We start from the raw sequence: 21,495 nt of genomic DNA, 5'->3' as shown, positions 1-21,495 counted from the left end.
ACTCACCTATTTTTTAATATTAAACAAAAGCTGACCAATCAAGTTCTCAAGAATAATAGCTTCTTGTGTTTTAGGAATCACATCACCCTCCCGCAAATAAGGATGATCCTTGCTCTCTTCATCCTCAAACCCAGGAACAATGCTGATATAATTTGAACCAATCAAGCCTTCAGTCAGAATACGTGCAGAGGCATCTTCATAAGGAATTGGCTTGTCTTTACGCAACAACATTGTCACTTTAGCGTTTAATTCACCAGGTTGTAACTCGATTCGGGTCACTTCCCCGATTTTTACACCAGCAACAGTAACAGGTGCCCTTACCCTAAGACCGCCAATATCAGTAAACTCAGCGGTTACATGGTAGCCTTTAGGTGAAACCAGATTAGAAACTCCACTGACTTTCATCACCATAACTAGCAAGGCAAGCAAGCCTAACAACATAAATAGACCTACGCTTATATCGACACTTCGCTGCCTATGATTCATCTACCAACCTCCAATCATCACTGCTGTCAAGAGAAAATCGAGTCCAAGGACTGCCAGCGATGAATATACTACTGTTCGCGTTGTCGCTTGGCTGATGCCTTCAGCTGTAGCAATACAATTAAACCCCTGAAAAACTGCTATCCATACTACTACGAAAGCAAACACAATACTTTTAATGATGCCGCTTAAAACATCGACACGAAAGTTAACAGCGGCCTGCATATTTGACCAAAAGCTACCTGCATCGACACCTAACCATTGCACCCCCACAAAATAGCCCCCGTAAACAGCGACAGCAGAGAATATAAGCGCGAGTATCGGCAAAGAAATAAGACCGGCTAGAAAGCGCGGATAAATGACGCGTCCTAAGGGATCCACACCCATCATATCCATGCTTGCCAATTGCTCGGTCGCTTTCATCAAACCAATTTCAGCAGTTAATGCAGAACCGGCACGCCCTGCAAAGAGTAATGCACTGATTACTGGACCTAATTCTCTAGCCACACTTAAGGCTAAAAGTTGACCTAACTGACTGGTTGCCCCAAATTTTTGTAAGGTGTTATAACCTTGCAATCCAATAACCATGCCAATAAACATGGCTGAAACAACAATAATCAAACAAGACAATACACCGATAAAATACAATTGAGTACGCAAAGCAGGCCATAGGCGAGGTAAATCGGGATTTCTGGAAAAAATACCCAATAAGAAAACACCGGAACTCCCCATAACCTGCAAAGAATTCAGGCCACGTTGGCCTAAGCGCGCAAGCATCTCAAGCATTTAGCAACTCCTCTGTGTAAGGGCGTGCCGGATAATGGAAAGGCACAGCGCCATCCGCTTCACCATGCATAAATTGTTTTACTTGAGGATGGGTTGATTCTTTTAGCTCATTAGGAGTTCCTTCTCCAATTAAACGGCCACCTGCAATCAAATAGATATAATCTGCAATTGAACAAGTTTCTTCAACATCATGTGAGACAATGATTGTAGTCGTTTCCAATAATTGGTTTAACCGCTTAATTAGCCGAACTAAAACTCCCATAGAGATAGGATCTTGTCCTGTAAAAGGCTCATCATACATCATGAGCTCCGGGTCAAGCGCAATAGTTCTTGCTAAAGCAACACGTCTTGCCATACCCCCCGAAAGTTCTTCAGGCATTAATTGGGCTGCCCCTCTTAAGCCTACAGCTTCCAGTTTCATTAAGACGATATCGCGCAGCATCGCTTCGTTTAAGCTAGTATGCTCCCGCAGCGGAAAGGCAACATTATCAAAAACCGATAAATGGGTGAATAAGGCCGAACTTTGGAAAAGTAGCCCCATTTTACGTCTGGCTAAATATAAATCTTTTCGCGATAGCTGGTGAATATTAACACCATTCACCAAAATTTCACCCGCTTCTGGTTCCAGTTGGGCACCAATTAAGCGCAAAAGTGTTGTTTTACCACTTCCACTTGGCCCCATGATCGCTGTAATTTTTCCTCGCTTCACCACCATATTGATGCCGTCAAAAATATGGCGCCCATTTCTTGAGAAGGTGAGGTTGGTGATTTGCACCAAATTTGCCCACATTTAGTTTGTTCCGACGCTCGCTTTAATAAATGATTATACCTGAATATAAATTTTCGCCTACAAAAATTTAGCTGGTTAACAACCGTGCTTGGACGCACATTTACGGAGCATCTGCGTTACCCCTTGAGGGCTTTTCATACCTTTTCAAGCATGTGCCGGGCGAGCACGTTTCAAGCTTTAGGAGAAATTTAGATGCGGTTACCCATTGGAACCTGTATAGTGCCTACAAAGTAAAATATTACTATGCTAGAATTCCAAACCTGCTTAAATAAGAAAAGATAAGGCTTACGGGTACAGCATATGAATTTTTGCAAATTAGGCCTTGCGGTGATTGAAACCGAAGCACAAGCAGTATTTGAGCTAACGCAACGTATTGATGAGAATTTTGAAAAAGCCTGCAAACTTTTACTCGACTGTAAAGGCCGCGTGGTTGTCACAGGAATGGGCAAATCAGGCCATATTGGGCATAAAATTGCGGCCACATTTTCAAGCACAGGGACTCCCGCTTTTTTCATGCACCCTGGCGAAGCAAGCCATGGTGATTTAGGCATGATTACTCGACAAGACACAGTACTTGCCATTTCCAACTCAGGGTTTACCAATGAAATTGTGACATTATTGCCCCTTTTAAAACGATTGGAAGTCCCACTGATCACCCTAACAGGCAATAGTGAATCTACTTTGGCAAAGGCAGCGAATGTTAACCTTGACATTTCTATTCGACAAGAAGCATGCCCATTAGGACTAGCGCCAACAACCAGTACTACAGTATCATTGGTTATGGGAGATGCTTTGGCGATCGCCTTATTGCAAGCAAGAGGCTTCAGTGCGGAAGATTTTGCCTTATCCCATCCAGGAGGCACTCTTGGCAGGCGTCTTTTGCTTCGTATTGACGAGCTATGCCATCATGGTGATGAATTACCTTTAATTCAGGAAAACGCAACAATTCGGGAGGCTTTGATCGAAGTCACTGCAAAAAAATTAGGCATGACTTGTGTTGTAAATGCTCATGGTTATCTCGCCGGGGTATACACCGATGGAGATGTTAGAAGAACACTTAATCAAAATCTTGATATCAATACCACACCCATTAGCACCGTGATGAGCAGAAACTGTAAAACAATTAAAAAAGGTTTACTCGCAGCAGAAGCTTTGGCCATTATGCAAAAATACAGCATAACTTCCCTGGTTGTGATTGACGAAGAAAATAGACCAGTTGCCGTTGTCCACTTACATGATCTACTGCGTGCGGGTGTTTTCTAAATTAATGAGAAATTGAAAGAATGAACGAATTATTAGAAAAAGCAAAAAATATAAAATGTCTTATCTGTGATGTGGATGGTGTTTTAACGGATGGCCAACTTTACATCGATAATTATGGAAATGAATTAAAGACATTTTGTGTTCAAGATGGAATGGGATTAAAGTTATTAATGGCAGCAGGTATCCACGTTGCAGTTATCACCACTTCACAAAACGCTGTGATTGATCACCGCATGAAACAACTTGGCATTCAGCACTATTTTAAAGGCCAAGTTGATAAAAATAACGCGTTTAACCAACTTAAGCTTCGTTTAGGTTTTAGCAATGAGGATTTTGCATACATAGGCGATGATCTCCCTGATTTAGCGATTATTCGGCAAGTTGGCTTTGGTGTCGCTGTAGCAAATGCTGTCGACCAAGTAAAAGAATTTGCCGCCTGGCAAACAGAACAATCGGGGGGACGCGGGGCTGTCCGAGAGGTTTGTGATCTTATTCTTAATGCTAAGCAGATGCAGGATATAGCTCTAGCGAGGTATTTAGCATCATGAACGCAGCTAAGCAAGCGGCCTGGCTCTTCTGCCTCCTCGTCGCATTAGCAGGTTCTGGTTGGTATTATGCCAGCTCCAAATCAGTTACTCGGCTGGACGAACAAACACTTTCTAATTCAGCAGATATGATGATTACCCATCTCTCTGTGAAACAATTCGACTATGCCGGAAAAATTATAAATTATTTAATAGCCCCCGAAGTACGACATGTTCCAAACAATAATATGCATTTTTTCACTTCGCCACGCTTAGCCCTTTCTGAAGCCAACCAACCAGCCTGGGAAATTAAGTCAAAAAATGCGCAAGCTATTAATGGCGGGGAAAAAATCATTTTTACTAACGATGTAGTGATTCATCAGAATAAAGGTGAACACAATCAGGAAAGCACGCTTAAAACGCAAGAAATCACCTATCTTCCCAAAGATAAAATAGCCACATCCCAGGCCACTGTTCATTTTGAACAGCCAGGTCGAATTGTGCGTTCGGAAGGGATAAAGATTCATCTTGCTGATAAACGGGTGCAATTACTGAGTCAAGCACGAGCAACCTTTGAACCGAAGAGAGATGATGCTTAAAACCATACCGCTAAAATTGGCAGTGATACTCCTATTGATCTTAACAAAAGAGATATGTTTTGCGCTACCCGATGATCGCGAAAAACCGCTTGAGTTGTCAGCTGATTCAGCTGATTTGAATCAACAAACCCATCGCGGGGAGTTTATTGGGCACGTACAACTGGATCAAGGCTCCTCTCATCTGCGGGCAGCAAATGCAATCACTGAAGGGAGCGCCCAAAATAAGCTCGTTCTAGCTGTAGCAAATGGTGATCAAAAAGAGCAAGCCCATTTTTGGACAGTTACTGAACATGGCAAACCACCCTTACATGCTTATGCTGATATGATCCGTTATCATCCTGACCAGCATCTTATTGAATTGATCGGGAATGCCCGTGTAGTGCAAGGTGAAAATTCTTTCTCCGCACCTAAGATCAGTTATGATACACTTAAACAACATGTGGTCTCTAAAAGTGATGGAAAAACGCGGACAACCATTATCTTCCATCCTGGAAAATAACTATGAGTGAGCTGTTAGCACGCCATCTTAAAAAATCATTTAAAACACGCACTGTGGTCAATGATATTAGCATCCACATTCGCAGCGGTGAATGTGTGGGTTTGCTTGGACCCAATGGCGCAGGCAAAACAACCTGTTTCTATATGATTGTCGGGTTGCAATCTTGTGACGAAGGCCAAATTATTCTTGACAACAAAGACCTTACTAAGGCCCCAATGCATCAACGCGCCCGCATGGGTATTGGGTACTTACCTCAAGAAGCTTCTGTTTTTCGCAAGTTATCAGTAGCCGATAATATCTTGTCTATTCTGCAATTACGCGAAGATTTAGACAATAAAGCGCGCAAAGACAAATTAGAACAGCTGCTCAATGAATTCCATATTTCTCACTTGTACAATAATTTAGGAATGAGCCTATCAGGTGGAGAACGGCGGCGAGTGGAAATTGCACGTGCATTAGCCATTGAGCCTACTTTTATTTTATTAGATGAGCCCTTCGCTGGGGTCGACCCGATTTCAGTTCTGGATATCAAACGAATCATTTCGCATTTATGTGATAAGAATATTGGTGTACTAATCACCGATCATAATGTGAGGGAGACTCTGGATATCTGTGAAAGAGCATACATCGTCAGCCAGGGTAAGATACTTTGTGAAGGAACACCTAAGGCGATTCTTGATAATCAGCAAGTTCGGGCGGTTTATTTGGGCGAAGAGTTTTCTTTATAATTCCTTCTGAAGAAAGCGTGTCATCCGGAGCAGAGTAAGGATCCCGACTGTTGGCCATAACTTTATTCAAAGATACTCATTTATGCTAATTCTTATCGATAATTATGACTCCTTTACTTATAACCTTGTACAGTACTTTCAATCCCTGGGGCAAACGGTTCGTGTTTTTGCAAATGATCAAGTTTCCATTGAAGAAATCGAACACTTAGCACCCGAATACCTGGTTATTTCGCCTGGCCCCAAAGGCCCGGAGAACGCTGGTATTTCATTGGCTGCAATTAAGCATTTTTATCAACGTATCCCTATCCTGGGCGTTTGCCTAGGCCACCAATGCATCGCCTACTCTTTCGGTGCTTCAATTATCCAGGCTCCGGAAATCATTCACGGGAAAACCTCGCTAATCAGCCATCATAAACAAGGACTTTTTCGCAATCTTCCCAATCCTTTTAAAGCAACACGTTATCATTCGCTCGCTGTGGATATAAGCACCCTGCCCCCATGCTTCGCTATTGACGCTTGGGCTCAACAAACAATTATGGCAATATCTCATCGTCAATATCCGCTTTATGGTCTACAATTTCATCCTGAATCGATTTTAACCGAATATGGCATGACGCTCTTAGGTCAGTTTTTACACCATGAAGATAAATAATCTCTTAGAACAACTTATTGCTAGTGAACATTTAACCGTTTCACAAATGCATGAATTGATGCGCGCTTGTATGAATGGGGAGTTAACTGATGCACAACTCGCTGCTTTCTTGGTTTTAATGCGTAGGAAAGGCGAAACTGTCGAAGAACTCACGGCAGCAGCTCAAGTGATGATGGAATTTGCCCACTGTATCGATTTAGGCGGGGATCTCATTGATATCGTCGGGACAGGCGGGGATGGGAAAAACACGTTTAATATTTCAACCATCAGCAGCTTTGTTGCAGCAGCAGCTGGAGCGCGTGTTGCAAAACATGGCGGTCGTTCTGTATCAGGACGCAGCGGCAGCGCCGATTTGTTATTGCAAGCAGGATTTGAGCTTCATCTAACCGACGAACAATTAACTCAATGCATGCAGCAATGTGGGATTAGCTTTTTATTCGCCCCTCATTTTCATCAAGCAATGCAATATGCAAGAAATGTCAGACAACAGCTTGGAATACGGACTCTGTTTAATATCCTGGGCCCTTTAGTCAATCCTGCACGGGTTAAAAAACAAGTGATGGGTGTTTTTGCGCAACATTGGCTAGAACCACTCGCTAAGGTGCTTGCTAACCTAGGTAGAGAACGAGTTTTTGTAATCCATTCTCGTGACGGTATGGATGAAGTGAGTATTGCTAGCATTACCGATGTTGTTGAATATCACCAAGGCCAATTCAAAAATTGGTCTATCGATCCCAAAGAATACGGCTGCTTTCATGCTACTCTGGATGAAATTATTGTTAAATCACCTAATGAAAGCCTTGCCCTTGTAGAGGAAGTACTTAGTGGTCAACAAGGTCCGGCGCGTGATATTGTTTTGCTGAACGCAGCGGCCGCGCTCCATTGTGCTGAGCTTGCTGAAAGTTACGCTCAAGCTGTAGAAAAAGCGAGAATAGCAATCGACAGTGGTGAAGCAGCACGGCGGTTTACTGGATTAAAAGAATTAACTCGAACGCTAACAGGCAAATCATGAATAGTATTTTAAATCGCATTGCTGAGCACAAAAAACAGGAAGTGGAATTTGCAAAGCAAAAAACCCCTTTAAACAGTTTAATTGATCGTGAATCGCTACCTATTCGGGATTTTATTGGCGGTTTACAGCGAAGAATTCCTGCCATCATTGCTGAAATTAAAAAAGCATCACCGAGTAAGGGATTAATTAGGGCAGATTTTGATGTCGCATCCATTGCAGAAATTTACGAGGAAAACGGGGCAAGCTGTCTTTCAGTCCTCACTGATATTCACTTTTTTCAAGGCTCTCCTGCGTATTTAGCCGAGGCTAAAACACACTCTTCATTGCCCATTCTACGTAAAGATTTTATTATTGACCCTTACCAGATTTACGAAAGTCGTGTATTGGGTGCTGATTGTATTTTATTGATTGTGGCCATGCTTGATGACAAGCAGCTTCACGATTATTGTCAATTGGCACAAGAGCTTAAAATGGCAGTCTTAGTGGAAAGCCATACTCTCGGTGAGTTTGAACGCGCACTTAAATTGCCAACACCTTTGATGGGTGTTAATAACCGCAGTTTACACAGTTTTGTTACTGACATTAAGACAAGTATTGAATTAGTTCAGTATCTTCCCTCCGATAAAATTTTAATTACTGAAAGCGGTATTAATAGTCGCGACGATATCAAACTCATGCAAGAACATGGGATAAATGCCTTTCTAATTGGAGAGAGCCTAATGCGGGAACCCGATATTGGCGCAAAACTTACGGAATTAATGAGTTAGGCCTAGCCAACCCTTTTAACGTGAACATTTGCAATGAAATTCAGGCAGATAACCTGCACCTCCGTCCATTAAAAGTATGACGTCTTTCGAGCGTAGCCAGGAATCTCCTGCAAGATAACGCGTCACACCTTTAATAGAACAGCCGTGAGATAACCTGCCTATATATTTGTTTTAGTGTGCTAAATTTAGCATAATTACGTCCTTCTTGTTACATTGCTGAGAATTTATGGCACAACACAAAGTAAACCTTGATCTTCTTAAACATTTAGTGAAAAAAGCGGAAGAGAGCCAAGCGGGGGACACAGCTAATTATATTCCGGAGTTGGCGAATGTTAATAAAAATTTAACTGCCGTAGCGATTAACCCCCTTAATGAAGAGATAGTTTCATATAGCAATATGCCTCCGCCACCCATCACGCTCCAAAGCACAGGAAAACTTATTCCCCTCATCGGCCTTTTAGAAGAACACGGTGCTGAACAGCTTTTCGAATGGGTTAAGGTTGAGCCCTCAGGAGACGATTTTGCCTCCATTACCCGTCTTGAGCAATTTGGTCCTAAGCCTTCTAACCCTATGTTAAACGCAGGAGCAATTACGCTTTGCTCCCATATTCCAGGAGTTGGTGAAGAGAAATTTGCCTGGCTGGAGTTCTGGGTACAAAAATTATTCAATCAGCGCCTCAGCATTAATCCTCTGGTATTTGCTTCTGAAAAAAGAACGGGAGATCGCAACCGCTCCCTTGCTTATCTACTTAAAAGCCGAAAAAATTTAAATGCTCCTGTCAACGAAACCTTGGATTTGTATTTTACCTTGTGCTCTTATGAGGCAGTGCTGGAGCAAATGCTTTACTTACCTACCCTTCTTGCTAATCTCGGTAAAGATCCTGTCAGTGGTGAGCAAATTATTTCCCCAGAAACCTGCAAAATCACGCTCGCGATTATGGCTACTTGCGGCTTATACGACGAGACGGGTACACACATGGTCAAAACGGGTATGCCAGCAAAAAGTGGGGTTTCGGGCTATACCATTGCAGTAGTTCCGCGCAAAGCCGGGATTGTCGTGTTAAGTCCAAGGGTTAATCCAAAAGGAAATAGTATTCGTGGTGAGATAATGTTGGAAGAATTGTCAAAAATAATGAATTGGCATTTCGCTGTACCTTAACTGCTCGCTTTTGGAACAAGTGAAAGCTACAAAGTGTTGTTATCAGGTATATAATTTAGTTGAAGGTAGCCAACTGGGAGCAACATAACAATGACCGAGCATAAAGACATGATCTCTAGTGAAGAAGCAAGACTTATGCTTTTAGACCAGAAGAATGCTGATTTTCATCAAACCTTATTGAGAATTGAGAAAAGGTTAGATAATCTAGAGTCCCATATGGACAATCGTTTTTCTGAGATTGGTTCACGATTTGATAAACTGGATTCCCGAATCGATTCCAATTTTAAGTGGATTCTCGCTTTTATTCTTCCAGGCATTTTAGGTATTATTGGTTTTATTATATACCGATGGTTTTAGGTTGATATCAGGCTCGGGTGTTTTTGCTGGTTCAGGCTCAGGGTTTTCACTAGGCTCAGGCTCAGGGTTTTCACTGGGATTGGGCTCTAATGGTTCAGGCAGTGGCGGATCATTCATGGGGGGTATAGGTATTTCTTCGGACATTTCTGCAGAAAATAATCCCTTAATCATATCAACCTCCGAAAATTAACCCTACTTTTAAAACTATAGACCCTTTTATGCAACCAGATCAAAACGCACTCACAGTCACCCAACTTAATCGCCAAATTCGCTCATGGCTAGAAATGGAATTAGGCCAAGTTGCCGTGATTGGTGAAATATCCAATTTATCTAAACCGACTTCGGGTCATCTCTATTTTACTTTAAAGGATCCAACCGCCCAATTGCGCTGCGTTTACTTTCGTAATTACCATATTTCAACGAGCAACGGTTTCAAAGACGGCCAACAAGTTATCGCGACAGGCAAATTAAGTTTATACGAAGCAAGAGGGGATTATCAGCTTATTGTCCACTCATTAAGTGAGGCAGGCTTAGGAGAACTGTATCGTCAGTTTGAGCAATTAAAGTTAAAGCTGCAAACACAAGGTTTATTTGATCAAGCTCACAAAAAGAGCTTACCTTTCTTCCCTTCTGTCATTGGTGTAATAACTTCTCCCTCAGGGGCTGCCTTACGGGACATTTTAACAACATTAAATCGACGCTTCCCACTCGCTCAAGTTAAGGTTTATGGCAGCGAAGTACAAGGGAAAGAAGCGCCTGCGCAATTAATTAGAGCCGTACAAAAAGCTAATCAGGAGAAATTGGCCGAAGTATTAATCCTTGCACGCGGAGGGGGTAGCATTGAAGATTTATGGGCTTTTAATGATGAACAGCTTGCTTTGGCAATCAGTAATAGTGCTATTCCCATTGTCACCGGGGTAGGCCATGAGACCGATTTTACCATCGCTGATTTCGTTGCTGATCTGCGAGCGCCAACCCCTACTGCTGCTGCAGAAGCGGTAACCCCTAACCAGATTGATTTAATAAACACCCTTTTTTCGTTTGAAAAACGCATGCTAAGAGCAATAAAACAATTCACTAAACATAAACATCTTGTATTAGCTCACCAAGTTGCCAAATTTTTATCACCAGCGCAATTGATTGCAAAGCACTGGCAAACAATTGATTCACTGGAACAGCAACTTAATCACAGTATGCAAGGTATTCTGCATCAACAAGATAAAAAACTACACTTTATGCAAAGCCGCCTTCATACTAAAAATCCAATGGCAATACTGCAACAATCAAAAACCGAGATACAATTTTTTGAACAACAACTCATTCAAAGCATGCATAGCAAGTTCAATCGGATGAAGCAAGAATTGACGAAGCAAATGGCAACCTTGCATGCTGTCAGTCCCTTGGCTACACTGGACAGAGGATATGCTCTTGCAACTTACAAAAATTCGGTTCTTTTTGATAGTAAACAAGTCAATCTTGGTGATGCTATCAACGTGCGTTTAGCCAAAGGTAGCCTGCTGTGTCAAGTTGTAGAGAAAGATGAAGCTTTACTTGAAACCGAATATTCTTTCTTGCGACCAGAAATCATAGATGTTTAAATACTGTTTTATGGATACTTAAAGAATGATGCTCGACCAATTAACTTCCAGCCTAGATCAGATAATTAATCAGACTCAGGCTAATTGGCACACTCTATTCATTATCTTACTTATACCCTGGCTTGTTTTTATTTTGAATGCCCTGCTAGGTAAACGTTTGCTTATTTTAGGAATTATCCCTCGCCATATCCTTGGCCTTCCTGGCATCCTATTCGCTCCTTTACTCCATGCGAACTTCAATCATCTTTTTTTTAACTCCATTCCTTTGCTGGTTTTGAGTAATTTTATTTTGGTCAATGGGCTAACGTATTTTTTATGGGTGACGGCGATAATTACCCTGATCAGTGGCGTTTTAATATGGCTTTTTGCAAAACCGGGGATCCATGTTGGCGCCAGCTCTGTCATTACTGGCTATTGGGGGTTGCTGGTCAGTGATATTGTGCAACAGGGCACACTCACAGCAATTATTCTTGGTATCATTAGTTTGTATTATTTCGCGGGTATTTTCTTTGGTATTTTTCCCAGTAAAAAAGGGGTTTCCTGGGAGGGCCATTTATTTGGATTGCTAGCAGGTTTAGCGACGAGCTATCTCATGGGTTATTTGGTGCCATAATTTTATAAGGGCGCTCATTTTACATAAGCGCCCCTAGTTAGAAATTAGACGATTTTATAGTATACTTTTGCGCCCTAATTAACGGCGACAGACAAGCATTGTATGGCAACATTGATACTCAAACATCCTCCTATTGATCATCGACAAACCTGGGGACAACTGTACGGCTGTAGTCTTCCTTTAGCCATTGCGGAGTTTTGCCAAGAAAAAGCCGGAATAAAATTACTTATCACTCCCGATAACTTGACGGCTGGCCAACTCTTAGAAGAATTGCGATTTTTCCTAGGCGAAAACGACAAACATGAATTATTACTTTTTCCTGATTGGGAAACGCTTCCTTATGATCAATTTTCGCCCCATCAAGACATTATTTCCGAACGCCTGTCGACCTTAAGCCGTCTGCAACAAAGTACAAATGCCATCGTGATCAGTTCGGTCAGTACGTTAATGCACAGACTGTGCCCCCCTCAGTTTTTACACCATCATGCATTAGCATTGAAAGAAGGCCAGACTTTAAACTTGGACCATTTTCGTCATCAACTCACACAAGCAGGCTATCACAGTGTCAACAAGGTGCTTGAACACGGGGAATTTGCAATCCGAGGCGCGATCATTGATGTTTATCCCATGGGAAGTTCAATGCCATTTCGCATTGAACTGTTCGATGAGGAAATAGAAAGTTTGCGCCAATTTGATACAGAAACACAGCGAACAGTCAGCAAAATTTCTGAAATTCAAGTGCTTCCTGCCCGTGAATTTCCTTTAAATGAGCAGAGCATTACCTTATTTCGCCGTGCCTTTAGGGAACGTTTTTCAGGTAACCCAAGCCAGTGCCCGATATATGAAGCCGTCAGTGACGCCCAGTTCCCATCTGGCATTGAATACTATCTACCTTTATTTTTTGAAACTACCGCCACTTTTTTTGATTATTTACCTGCTGATGCCTCAGTCTGTTTAATTGACGAAATTTCTGAACAAGCAGAAGAATTTTGGCATGAATTGTCAGCTCGTTATGAACAGCGAAATTATGATGTTTCTCGCCCCATACTGCCGCCAAACACTTGCTTTTTAACTCCCACAGAACTATTAACAGTGGCGAAACAATATCAACAAGTACGCCTTTATCACCAACCAAAAGAGAAAAAAGGCGCTCTATTTAATTTTAATATCGGTAAGTCGCCCTCTCTTCCTATAGAGCGTCAAAGCACTCAACCCCTTAATAAACTATGCGCTTATATGGCAGATACGAAAAAGCGCTCTTTGCTTGTGGTGGAAAGTGCTGGCCGGCGAGAAGTCCTGTTGGATCTGCTTAAGCAAAGTGAGATAACCCCGAAAATCCAAAACACTTGGAAAGATTTTCTCAGCGATTCTTCGCCGATTAATATCATCACCGGCCCCCTCATTGATGGCGCAGAGCTTATCGAACAAGGCATAGCCATTATTGTTGAAGCTCAATTATTTGGCGAGCAAGCAATCCCCCAACGAAGGAGTATCCAAAAAACTGTTGATCCTGACTTGATTATTCGTGATCTTGCAGAACTAAGAATCGGTGCGCCTGTTGTTCATTTACAATTTGGTGTAGGCCGCTATCAAGGGCTTAAAACCATTGAAAGTAATAATACAGCTAATGAATTTTTAGTATTAGCCTATGCAGGTGACGATAAAATTTATGTGCCAGTCACTTCGCTCCATTTTATCAGCCGCTATACCGGTATGGATAGTGAACACGCCCCCTTGCATAAGCTGGGGAGCGATCAATGGCAAAAAGAAAAGAGAAAAGCAGCAGAAAAAATTCATGATGTAGCCATTGAATTGCTAGAAATTTACGCCAAACGGGAAGCCAAACCAGGATTTATTTACGAGTTCAATGCGGCTGAATACCAGCGCTTTGCTAGCGACTTCCCTTTTTCCGAAACCCCTGACCAGGTGCGCGCAGTCGAGCAAATTGTTGTTGATCTGCAATCACCTCGTCCTATGGATCGGCTAATCTGCGGTGATGTCGGTTTTGGCAAGACGGAAGTTGCCATGCGCGCCGCTTTTTTAGCGGTACAAAATGGCAAACAAGTCTGTGTTTTAGTCCCCACTACTCTCTTGGCAGCCCAACATTTTGAAACTTTTCGCGATCGTTTTGCCCAATTCCCAATCAATATTGAACTATTATCACGATTCCGCAGCGGGAAAGAGTCAGAAAAAGTGATTGAATCCTTAAAGAACGGACGCGTTGATATTGTCATCGGGACTCATAAACTCTTCTCCAAAGATATCGAGTTTAAAAATTTAGGACTGCTCATTATCGATGAAGAGCATCGTTTTGGCGTTAAACAAAAAGAACACATCAAAGCCTTGCGTACTCATGTGGATATCTTATCCATGACAGCAACGCCTATTCCACGCACCCTTAATATGGCAATGGCAGGGATTCGTGATATTTCCTTAATCGCCACTCCACCAGCAAAGCGATTAGCCATTAAAACCTTCTGGCAAGAAAAAAATGATTCCATGTTACGGGAAGCGATTTTGCGGGAAATTTTACGCGGCGGACAAGTTTATTTCCTTCACAACAATGTACAAACAATTGAACGAGTATGCCAAGACTTACAGTTTCTTGTTCCTGAAGCCAAAGTCCGTAGTGCCCATGGACAAATGCGTGAGAGGGAACTAGAACGAATTATGTCTGATTTTTATCATCATCGTTTTAATGTTTTAGTATGCACGACCATCATTGAAACAGGTATCGATATTCCAACAGCAAATACCATTATTATTGACCGCGCAGACAAGTTTGGCCTGGCGCAGCTTCATCAATTACGAGGCCGAGTTGGTCGCTCCCACCATCAGGCTTATGCTTATTTGCTCACGCCTAATAAGAAATTACTCACTGCCGACGCGGTCAAACGCTTGGAAGCAATCGTCTCTTTAGAAGATTTAGGTGCCGGTTTTACTTTGGCAACACATGATTTGGAAATACGTGGCGCTGGCGAACTATTGGGTGAAGATCAAAGCGGTAATATGCAAGCGATAGGCTTTAATTTATTCATGGAAATGCTGGATAAGGCAGTGAATGATTTAAAATCGGGTAAAACCCCTGAACTAGCAACGCCAATCCATCAGGGGCCTGAAATTGATCTTCGTCTTAGCGCTATCCTCCCTGAAGATTATATAGCCGATGTGCACACGCGCCTTATTATGTATAAGCGTATCGCAAACGCCAAAAACAAAGAGGAACTGCGCGATCTACAAATTGAAATGATCGACCGCTTTGGGTTATTGCCTCAACCGGCTAAAAACTTACTTCTAGTCACTGAGCTTAAGTTACTCGCTGCAAAATTAGGGGTTAACAAAATAAACGCAGCCCAGCAAAATGGAAAAATTGAATTTAGTGAAAAACCTGAGATTGATCCAGGTATTTTAATCAATCTTATACAGCTCCAACCCAAACGTTATCAGTTGGAAGGCCCTACTCGCTTGCGCTTTAATTTAGATAGCACCACCCACGAAGAACGTATTCATGAAATTAAGATGCTGTTAGTCAAGCTGGCGAATAAGGAAATGGTAGATTAGTAATTTTGCCAACCAGGTTGGCTTGAAGCACACCAACCTGGACATCATTCGGTTAAGTAAGACTCGGCAATCTAAACCACACGCGTGGGCAAACCGGATACAAGTGCGCCTGTTCTTATTCAACTCCCACAAAGTTGCGGCTCGGATGTTCTCGGCTACATTCCAAGGTTACTTGCTAGACGTTCCACCAATGGTCAACGCATCGATTTTTAAAGTAGGCTGGCCCACGCCAACGGGAACCGATTGACCGTCTTTGCCACACACGCCTATCCCTTTATCAAGGGACAAATCATTCCCTATCATGGAAATTTTTTTCATAACTTCAGGCCCATTACCGATCAAAGTAGCTCCTTTTACCGGTTTAGTGATCTTACCGTCTTCAATGAGATAAGCTTCACTAGCAGAGAACACAAATTGGCCGGAGGTTATGTCCACTTGGCCACCACCAAAATTGGCTGCATATAAACCGCGCTTCACAGAACGAATAATTTCTTCGGGTGAATGAGGGCCTGCTAGCATGTAGGTGTTGGTCATACGGGGCATCGGTAAATGGGCGTAGGATTCACGCCGACAATTGCCAGTTGGTTTCATATTCATTAACTTAGCATTAAGTTTATCCTGCATGTAATTCACTAGTACCCCGTCGTCAATCAAGGTTGTGCACTGGGAAGGTGTGCCCTCGTCATCGATTGTGAGGGATCCCCGTCTATCTTTTAAGGTGCCATCATCAACAACGGTCACACCTTTTGCAGCAACCTGCTGACCCAATCGGCCAGAAAATGCGGATAAACCCTTGCGATTAAAATCTCCTTCTAAGCCATGTCCCACTGCCTCATGCAACAATACGCCGGGCCAACCTGGTCCTAAGATTACAGGCATTGTTCCAGCAGGAGCCTCTTCTGCCTCTAAATTGACCAATGCTTCTCGCACCGCTTCGCGCGCATATTCAAGCGCAATTTCTTTTTCCGTGAAGTAGGAATAAGCTACGCGTCCACCCCCACCACAACGACCTGATTCTCGACGGCCGTTTTTATCTTCAACAATCACGCTTACGTTGATACTGACTAGCGGCCTAATATCAGCAATCATTTCTCCTTGCATGCCTGCTACAATAACCACCTCATAACAACCACTTAACGAGGCATTCACTTGAATCACACGGGGATCAATGCGCCTGGCCTCTCGATCAATCGCTTCAAGCAAGGCAATTTTTTCAGGTTTAGTCATCCCTTCAAGAGGATTTAAGGCCTCATAGCGAGTGATCGGTGCACTGGCAATTTGAATGGATTGAGCGGGTTTGTTGCTTGTAAAAGCAATCGATTTTGCAGCATCCGCTGCGCGCTGCATTGCAGGGAGTAAAATATCATCGCAATAAGCGTAACCAGTCTTATCACCGCTAACCGCACGAATTCCTACGCCGCGATCCAGCGAATAGCTGCCACTTTTAACTTCAGAATCCTCCAAATACCAAGATTCATAACTACTGCTTTGAAAATAGAGATCGGCATCATCGATATGCCGGGTTATCATCGAACGAATCAGTTTTTCTAGAGTCGATTCATCTAATGAAGCAGGTTTTAATAATAAATCTTTCGCTAAAGCCAGTGCTTGAGTCATAACTATTACCTTTAAAAAACGTCATTTGTCCAAGAGCACATGATGCTCATTACTAGGGAACTGCCGGCGAAGTTGCTGTAAGCGTTGCAAATCGATATCAACAATTATCATACCTTCACCTGTTTGTTGCTGAGTCAGGACTTTACCCCAAGGTTCAACAACCATAGTGTGACCATAAGTTTGTCTTCCGTTATCATGTTGTCCACCTTGATTGGCGGCAATCACATAAGACAAGTTCTCGATGGCACGCGCTCTTAATAAAACTTCCCAATGGGCGCTACCTGTTACTGCGGTGAACGCAGATGGGACAGTAAATAGTTCTGCCCCCCTTTGTAATAATTGTTGATACAATTCAGGAAAACGCAAATCATAACAAACCGTTAACCCAATACGCCCTACTGGCGTATCGACAACCACCAATTCATCACCTCTTTCGACAGTTAGGGATTCTTGATGGGCTTCTTGTTCCGAAACACGAACATCAAACAGATGAATCTTGTCGTAGCGGGCGACGCAAAATCCGCTATTATCGAAGACTAAACAACTTGCCCTCACTTTCTGATTCAAGCCTTTTAAGGGAATAGTCCCTGCAATCACCCAAAGATCATATTGCTTGGCTAATTGACTGATATTATTTTGAATTTCCCCTTCACCGTATTTTTCAGCAATTTTCAGCTTATCGGTTTCTTTCATACCCATAAACGCGAAATTTTCTGGCAATACCAGTAAATCAGCTTGTTCTTTTCTTGCTTGATTGAAAAATTGTTCGACCTGCTTGAGATTTTGTTTTACCGAGGCAGACGAAATCATTTGTACTGCAGCAACTTTGGGCATAAATTAATCCGTAAAAATTCTTCAACCTTTCAATTATTAGTGATTAGCTTGCAATCTTTCAACATGTATAGAAACAATTATAGATCCCTTGCGAGTATTAAAGCATCATTATAAACTTGAAAAACCAACAAATCGCCCTCAGATATGCTAAACTGAACATAACCAATCTGGAGTTATCGCATGAACAGAAATGACATCACCCTCTTAAATCAACGAAGTGAGTCAGTACTTGCCACCAACAAAGTGCTGAGAAATACCTATTTACTTCTCAGTATGACCTTCATCTTTAGTGCGCTCACTGCTTACGCATCTTTTGCTTTTGCAGTTAAGCCCTTAAACCCATTGATAATGATTGTCGGTGTTTATGGTTTAATGTTCATGACACAGGCGCTTAGAAATAGCCCACTCGGCCTTTTAGCTGTTTTCGCCTTTACCGGATTTCTAGGCTATTCGCTAGGTCCGATCCTTAATTTATACGTTGCCAATTTCTCTAATGGGCCTCAGCTTATCGGCGCAGCTTTCGGAGGTACTGGTATCATTTTCTTCGGTCTTTCCGGTTATGCATTAACCACACGTAAGGATTTCAGCTACTTAGGCGGATTTCTCTTTGTGGGTGTCATGGTTGCAATGCTAGCGATGATTGCTGGAATTTTCTTCCACATGCCCGCTTTACAACTTGCAATCTCTGGCGCATTCGTCTTGATTTCTTCCGGACTTATCCTGTTCCAAACCAGTGAAATTATTCATGGCGGAGAAACCAATTACATTTCAGCAACTGTGGCCTTATTTGTTTCTATTTATAATTTATTCGTCAGCCTGCTTAATTTGCTCAGTGCTTTTTCAGGCCGTGATTAAAACTCTCCTCAACCTAAATCCCGGTGAACGTTGCCGGGATTTTTTTATCTTCAATTAGCCTTAATTTTCGACAACGGATTTGGTATCATCCCCCCAATCTAAAAATTGGGGGTATTTTATGCATTTTTCTCTTAGTGAAATTATTAGATACAGTGACAGTGTAGAGCGTCAATGTGGCCGACAAGGTGTTCCAGCAATATTATTTTTTAACGAAAAATGGGAAGATAATGAAAAACGGATAACAATATGCTATAGCAACCTCATGAGGGAAAAAAACCAGAAAAATCTGGAGTGCTATGCTCAAGCTATTCATACTGCTGGTAAATTTTTGCGCGCAAAGGAACTAATTTCAGTCAAGAAATTAGAATTCCTCAGTGAGCATTTATGTACATTAGATCAAGAGGCAAGATCGCTTTTACCGCAGGCAACTCTTACTTTTCCTAAACCCGTTAATTCGAGCAACGAATCTCAGATTGCCCAACAGTTTGAAAAACTGAAAGAACATTTCCTTTCAAAGTTAAAGGGCTTAACTGAGCAAACCGAAGAAGAATTAGCCCCAACTCCGTCAACCCAGGCTTTTTTGAGAAGCGAAGAATTTCTGGCATTAAAAAATTATCGCGACAATGTGCTTAAAAATGATAGGCGTGATCACACCTTTTTCGGAATTGATTTTACGGTACAAAAGAAATACGATGCATTGAATCTGGTGATTGAGGCTTTTGAACAGCAAAAAACGATGGCAGGAATTGAAAATGTGATGCGTAGCTTTTATAACACAAAGAATATGAGTACCGCATCAGCAAAGTCCATCTATGATTACCTAAATACTGGACAAAATCTATTCACCTGGTTTTTTGGTTTTCTTGGCCTCAAACAAACAACAACAGTAAACTTAATTGATGCTTTAAACGTACGTATGGAACTTATTCAAAATCAGAATGAACATGAATTGAGTGGTCTAGTTGTTTGATGATACTGCATTGAACCAATAAGTTAATCACTATTCTTCACTATGAAGAAATTTGTTGCTGATGAGGAGCCTATAAATGCCGCGAACAAGCCGCGGCATTTAGGCGGTTAAGAGGAATTGCCAATACTACCCTAGAATAACTAGAGTAATCATACTAAGTGCTGTTAGAATAATAAAATCAGTATTTACCTCAAGAAATTTTTATAGTTAAAAAAATAACGGGAATTTTGGAAGCCTGGAATCTACTTTGCAAGATGTTGCCTCAATGAAGCACAGAGCCTATTAACTAAGTTCTCATCGAGTTTGTAGCATAGCGGAAAAACCACCACGAGCTAGTGTAAGGAAATAGAATGAATCAAAACGTTTTCGTTAATCGCATACTAAACATGAAAAAAATTAAATTCATTGGTTTAGATATGGATCATACCCTGATTCGTTACAATTCAAAAAACTTTGAAGCCTTAGTCTACAAACTTGTTGTTGAGCAACTTATAGACAAAAAGCATTATCCGCAAGAAATCAAACAATTTAGGTTTAATTTTAACGATGCTATTCGCGGACTCATTATTGATAGCAAAAATGGAAATATTTTAAAGCTCAGCCGATATGGCGCGATTCGCCACAGTTATCATGGAACTCGATTAATCAATTTTTCTGAACAAAAAAGAATCTATCGTAGTACCTACGTCGATCTAAACGATCCGAATTATTTCGCTATTGACACCGCCTTTTCCATTGCATTTTGTGTTCTTTATAGTCAATTAGTGGATTTAAAAGACGAATCCCCAAACGATCTGCCAAGCTATTCAGCCATTGCGTTGGATGTCTTAAACACTGTCGACAAAATTCATTCTGACGGGAGTTTAAAAGCCTGTATTTGCCAGAATTTAAGCGATTATGTTTTAAAAGAAAAAGAAGTAGTCGAAGGGTTACAGCGATACATTAGACTAGGCAAGAAAATTTTTATTCTCACTAACTCTGAATTTTTTTATACCAAACTTCTTTTGGAATATGCCATTGATCCCTTTTTAGAAGAGGGTAAAACATGGAAAGACTTATTTGAATACGTTATCACTTTAGCGAATAAACCCCGCTTTTTCTATGACAATCTCCGGTTCTTATCCATTAATCCCGAAAACGGGACAATGACCAATACACAAGGCAAAATTCTTCCAGGAGTATATCAAGGGGGCTGTGCCCGCAAATTAGCTGAGGATTTAGGTGTCAATGGGGATGAAATTTTGTACATTGGCGATCACATCTATGGTGACATCGTTAGATTGAAAAAAGATTGCAACTGGCGAACTGCGCTTGTGGTTGAGGAACTAGGGCAAGAAATTCATTCACAAAAAAATGCTTTGCCTGTGGAAAGGAAAATTGTCGCTTCGATGGAAATCAAAAAGCATTTGGAAGAAAAGTACATCGAACTCCATACCCAAGATATTGAAGAACACTCACAAGCCCATGCCCATGAAGTCAGTGAATTACAGAAACAAATCACTGCCATCGATATGGAAATATCCAAACTTTTACAAGAAGAGCAGACTTTCTATAATCCAAAATGGGGCCGGGTCTTTCGAGCTGGCGCAGAAGAAAGTTATTTTGCTTATCAAGTGGAGCGCTTTGCTTGTGTGTATATGGAAAAACTTGCCGACCTGCTTGAACAGTCACCTTTGACTTATTTTCGCGCTCATAGACGATTATTAGCTCACGACATTGTGATTCAGTCTTGAGTACTTACGGTAATGTTTGACCGTTTTCCGATAATGGCTTGTTTATTACAATAATCCGAGCCGTAACTCGGATTATCGTCAGTGCGGCTTTTTTT

The 21,495-nt window shown here is 41.7% G+C and carries 21 protein-coding genes; 15 read left to right on the top strand and 6 right to left on the bottom strand.

Annotated features, from left to right (window positions below):
* Positions 1-6 precede the first annotated feature (6 nt).
* From mlaD to LMI_RS05750, 3 genes are read right to left on the bottom strand one after another with little or no spacing between them, the layout of a single operon-like run.
* Positions 7-486 carry an outer membrane lipid asymmetry maintenance protein MlaD gene (gene mlaD / locus LMI_RS05760; protein WP_045098946.1) on the bottom strand — a complete coding sequence of 160 codons (480 nt, stop codon included), beginning with the start codon at positions 484-486 and terminating at the stop codon, positions 7-9.
* Entirely contained in the window at positions 487-1,269 is a 783-nt protein-coding gene (mlaE, locus tag LMI_RS05755; protein WP_045098945.1) for a lipid asymmetry maintenance ABC transporter permease subunit MlaE, read from the bottom strand. It lies immediately after the preceding gene.
* Entirely contained in the window at positions 1,262-2,059 is a 798-nt protein-coding gene (locus tag LMI_RS05750) for an ATP-binding cassette domain-containing protein (protein ID WP_045098944.1), read from the bottom strand. Before LMI_RS05750 ends, mlaE begins: the two co-directional genes overlap by 8 nt.
* Before the next feature lie 300 nt (positions 2,060-2,359).
* Here LMI_RS05750 and LMI_RS05745 point away from each other — a divergent pair, with 300 nt between their 5' ends.
* The 9 genes from LMI_RS05745 to glsA all read left to right on the top strand — a co-directional run bounded on the left by LMI_RS05745 (position 2,360) and on the right by glsA (position 9,262).
* A complete protein-coding gene (locus LMI_RS05745) occupies positions 2,360-3,322 on the top strand; it encodes a KpsF/GutQ family sugar-phosphate isomerase (RefSeq protein ID WP_045098943.1) in 963 nt (320 codons plus the stop codon).
* A 20-nt stretch (positions 3,323-3,342) separates the two neighbouring features.
* Positions 3,343-3,870, top strand: a complete 528-nt coding sequence (locus tag LMI_RS05740; RefSeq protein WP_045098942.1) for a KdsC family phosphatase — start codon at positions 3,343-3,345, stop codon at positions 3,868-3,870.
* Positions 3,867-4,445: an LPS export ABC transporter periplasmic protein LptC gene (gene lptC, locus LMI_RS05735; RefSeq protein WP_045098941.1), complete on the top strand. Its 579-nt coding sequence runs from the start codon at positions 3,867-3,869 to the stop codon at positions 4,443-4,445. The genes LMI_RS05740 and lptC overlap by 4 nt, the downstream gene beginning before the upstream one ends.
* Positions 4,438-4,944 (top strand): lipopolysaccharide transport periplasmic protein LptA, encoded by a 507-nt coding sequence (gene lptA, locus LMI_RS05730; protein ID WP_052679467.1) that lies wholly within the window; start codon positions 4,438-4,440, stop codon positions 4,942-4,944. The genes lptC and lptA overlap by 8 nt, the downstream gene beginning before the upstream one ends.
* Before the next feature lie 2 nt (positions 4,945-4,946).
* Positions 4,947-5,672 (top strand): LPS export ABC transporter ATP-binding protein, encoded by a 726-nt coding sequence (gene lptB, locus LMI_RS05725; RefSeq protein WP_045098940.1) that lies wholly within the window; start codon positions 4,947-4,949, stop codon positions 5,670-5,672.
* 82 nt (positions 5,673-5,754) lie between these two features.
* Positions 5,755-6,324: an anthranilate synthase component II gene (locus tag LMI_RS05720; protein WP_045098939.1), complete on the top strand. Its 570-nt coding sequence runs from the start codon at positions 5,755-5,757 to the stop codon at positions 6,322-6,324.
* A complete protein-coding gene (gene trpD / locus LMI_RS05715) occupies positions 6,311-7,336 on the top strand; it encodes an anthranilate phosphoribosyltransferase (RefSeq protein ID WP_045098938.1) in 1,026 nt (341 codons plus the stop codon). Before LMI_RS05720 ends, trpD begins: the two co-directional genes overlap by 14 nt.
* Complete coding sequence (gene trpC / locus LMI_RS05710; protein ID WP_045098937.1) at positions 7,333-8,103, top strand: indole-3-glycerol phosphate synthase TrpC; 771 nt, start codon at positions 7,333-7,335, stop codon at positions 8,101-8,103. The genes trpD and trpC overlap by 4 nt, the downstream gene beginning before the upstream one ends.
* A 226-nt stretch (positions 8,104-8,329) precedes the next feature.
* On the top strand, positions 8,330-9,262 hold the full coding sequence (gene glsA, locus LMI_RS05705) for a glutaminase A (RefSeq protein ID WP_045098936.1): 933 nt from the start codon (positions 8,330-8,332) through the stop codon (positions 9,260-9,262).
* A 318-nt stretch (positions 9,263-9,580) separates the two neighbouring features.
* Here the strand turns inward: glsA and LMI_RS15310 are convergent, their stop codons facing one another.
* Positions 9,581-9,790: a hypothetical protein gene (locus LMI_RS15310; RefSeq protein WP_052679466.1), complete on the bottom strand. Its 210-nt coding sequence runs from the start codon at positions 9,788-9,790 to the stop codon at positions 9,581-9,583.
* A gap of 47 nt (positions 9,791-9,837) precedes the next feature.
* Between LMI_RS15310 and xseA the strand changes: the two genes are divergently transcribed.
* The 3 genes from xseA to mfd all read left to right on the top strand — a co-directional run bounded on the left by xseA (position 9,838) and on the right by mfd (position 15,391).
* Positions 9,838-11,217, top strand: a complete 1,380-nt coding sequence (xseA, locus tag LMI_RS05690) for an exodeoxyribonuclease VII large subunit (protein WP_045098934.1) — start codon at positions 9,838-9,840, stop codon at positions 11,215-11,217.
* A 28-nt stretch (positions 11,218-11,245) separates the two neighbouring features.
* Positions 11,246-11,830 carry a rhomboid family intramembrane serine protease gene (locus tag LMI_RS05685; RefSeq protein WP_045100593.1) on the top strand — a complete coding sequence of 195 codons (585 nt, stop codon included), beginning with the start codon at positions 11,246-11,248 and terminating at the stop codon, positions 11,828-11,830.
* 102 nt (positions 11,831-11,932) lie between these two features.
* Positions 11,933-15,391: a transcription-repair coupling factor gene (gene mfd, locus LMI_RS05680; protein WP_045098933.1), complete on the top strand. Its 3,459-nt coding sequence runs from the start codon at positions 11,933-11,935 to the stop codon at positions 15,389-15,391.
* A 168-nt stretch (positions 15,392-15,559) separates the two neighbouring features.
* On the opposite strand, the gene tldD is transcribed toward mfd, so the two are convergent.
* Together tldD and LMI_RS05670 are read right to left on the bottom strand one after the other, a co-directional pair.
* Positions 15,560-17,008, bottom strand: coding sequence for a metalloprotease TldD (gene tldD, locus LMI_RS05675; RefSeq protein ID WP_045098932.1), 1,449 nt, complete (start codon positions 17,006-17,008; stop codon positions 15,560-15,562).
* Positions 17,009-17,029: 21 nt separating this feature from the next.
* On the bottom strand, positions 17,030-17,842 hold the full coding sequence (locus tag LMI_RS05670) for a carbon-nitrogen hydrolase family protein (RefSeq protein WP_045098931.1): 813 nt from the start codon (positions 17,840-17,842) through the stop codon (positions 17,030-17,032).
* A 180-nt stretch (positions 17,843-18,022) separates the two neighbouring features.
* Here LMI_RS05670 and LMI_RS05665 point away from each other — a divergent pair, with 180 nt between their 5' ends.
* The 3 genes from LMI_RS05665 (at position 18,023) to LMI_RS05655 (ending at position 21,400) form a co-directional block, all read left to right on the top strand.
* Positions 18,023-18,697, top strand: a complete 675-nt coding sequence (locus LMI_RS05665; protein WP_045098930.1) for a Bax inhibitor-1/YccA family protein — start codon at positions 18,023-18,025, stop codon at positions 18,695-18,697.
* Between the two features lie 118 nt (positions 18,698-18,815).
* Complete coding sequence (locus LMI_RS05660) at positions 18,816-19,667, top strand: hypothetical protein (RefSeq protein WP_045098929.1); 852 nt, start codon at positions 18,816-18,818, stop codon at positions 19,665-19,667.
* A gap of 350 nt (positions 19,668-20,017) precedes the next feature.
* Positions 20,018-21,400, top strand: coding sequence for an HAD-IG family 5'-nucleotidase (locus tag LMI_RS05655; protein WP_045098928.1), 1,383 nt, complete (start codon positions 20,018-20,020; stop codon positions 21,398-21,400).
* Positions 21,401-21,495: the final 95 nt, after the last annotated feature.

This window comes from Legionella micdadei (assembly GCF_000953635.1).
GTDB classification, from domain to species: domain Bacteria; phylum Pseudomonadota; class Gammaproteobacteria; order Legionellales; family Legionellaceae; genus Tatlockia; species Tatlockia micdadei.
This window is presented reverse-complemented; position numbering and strand designations above follow the sequence as displayed.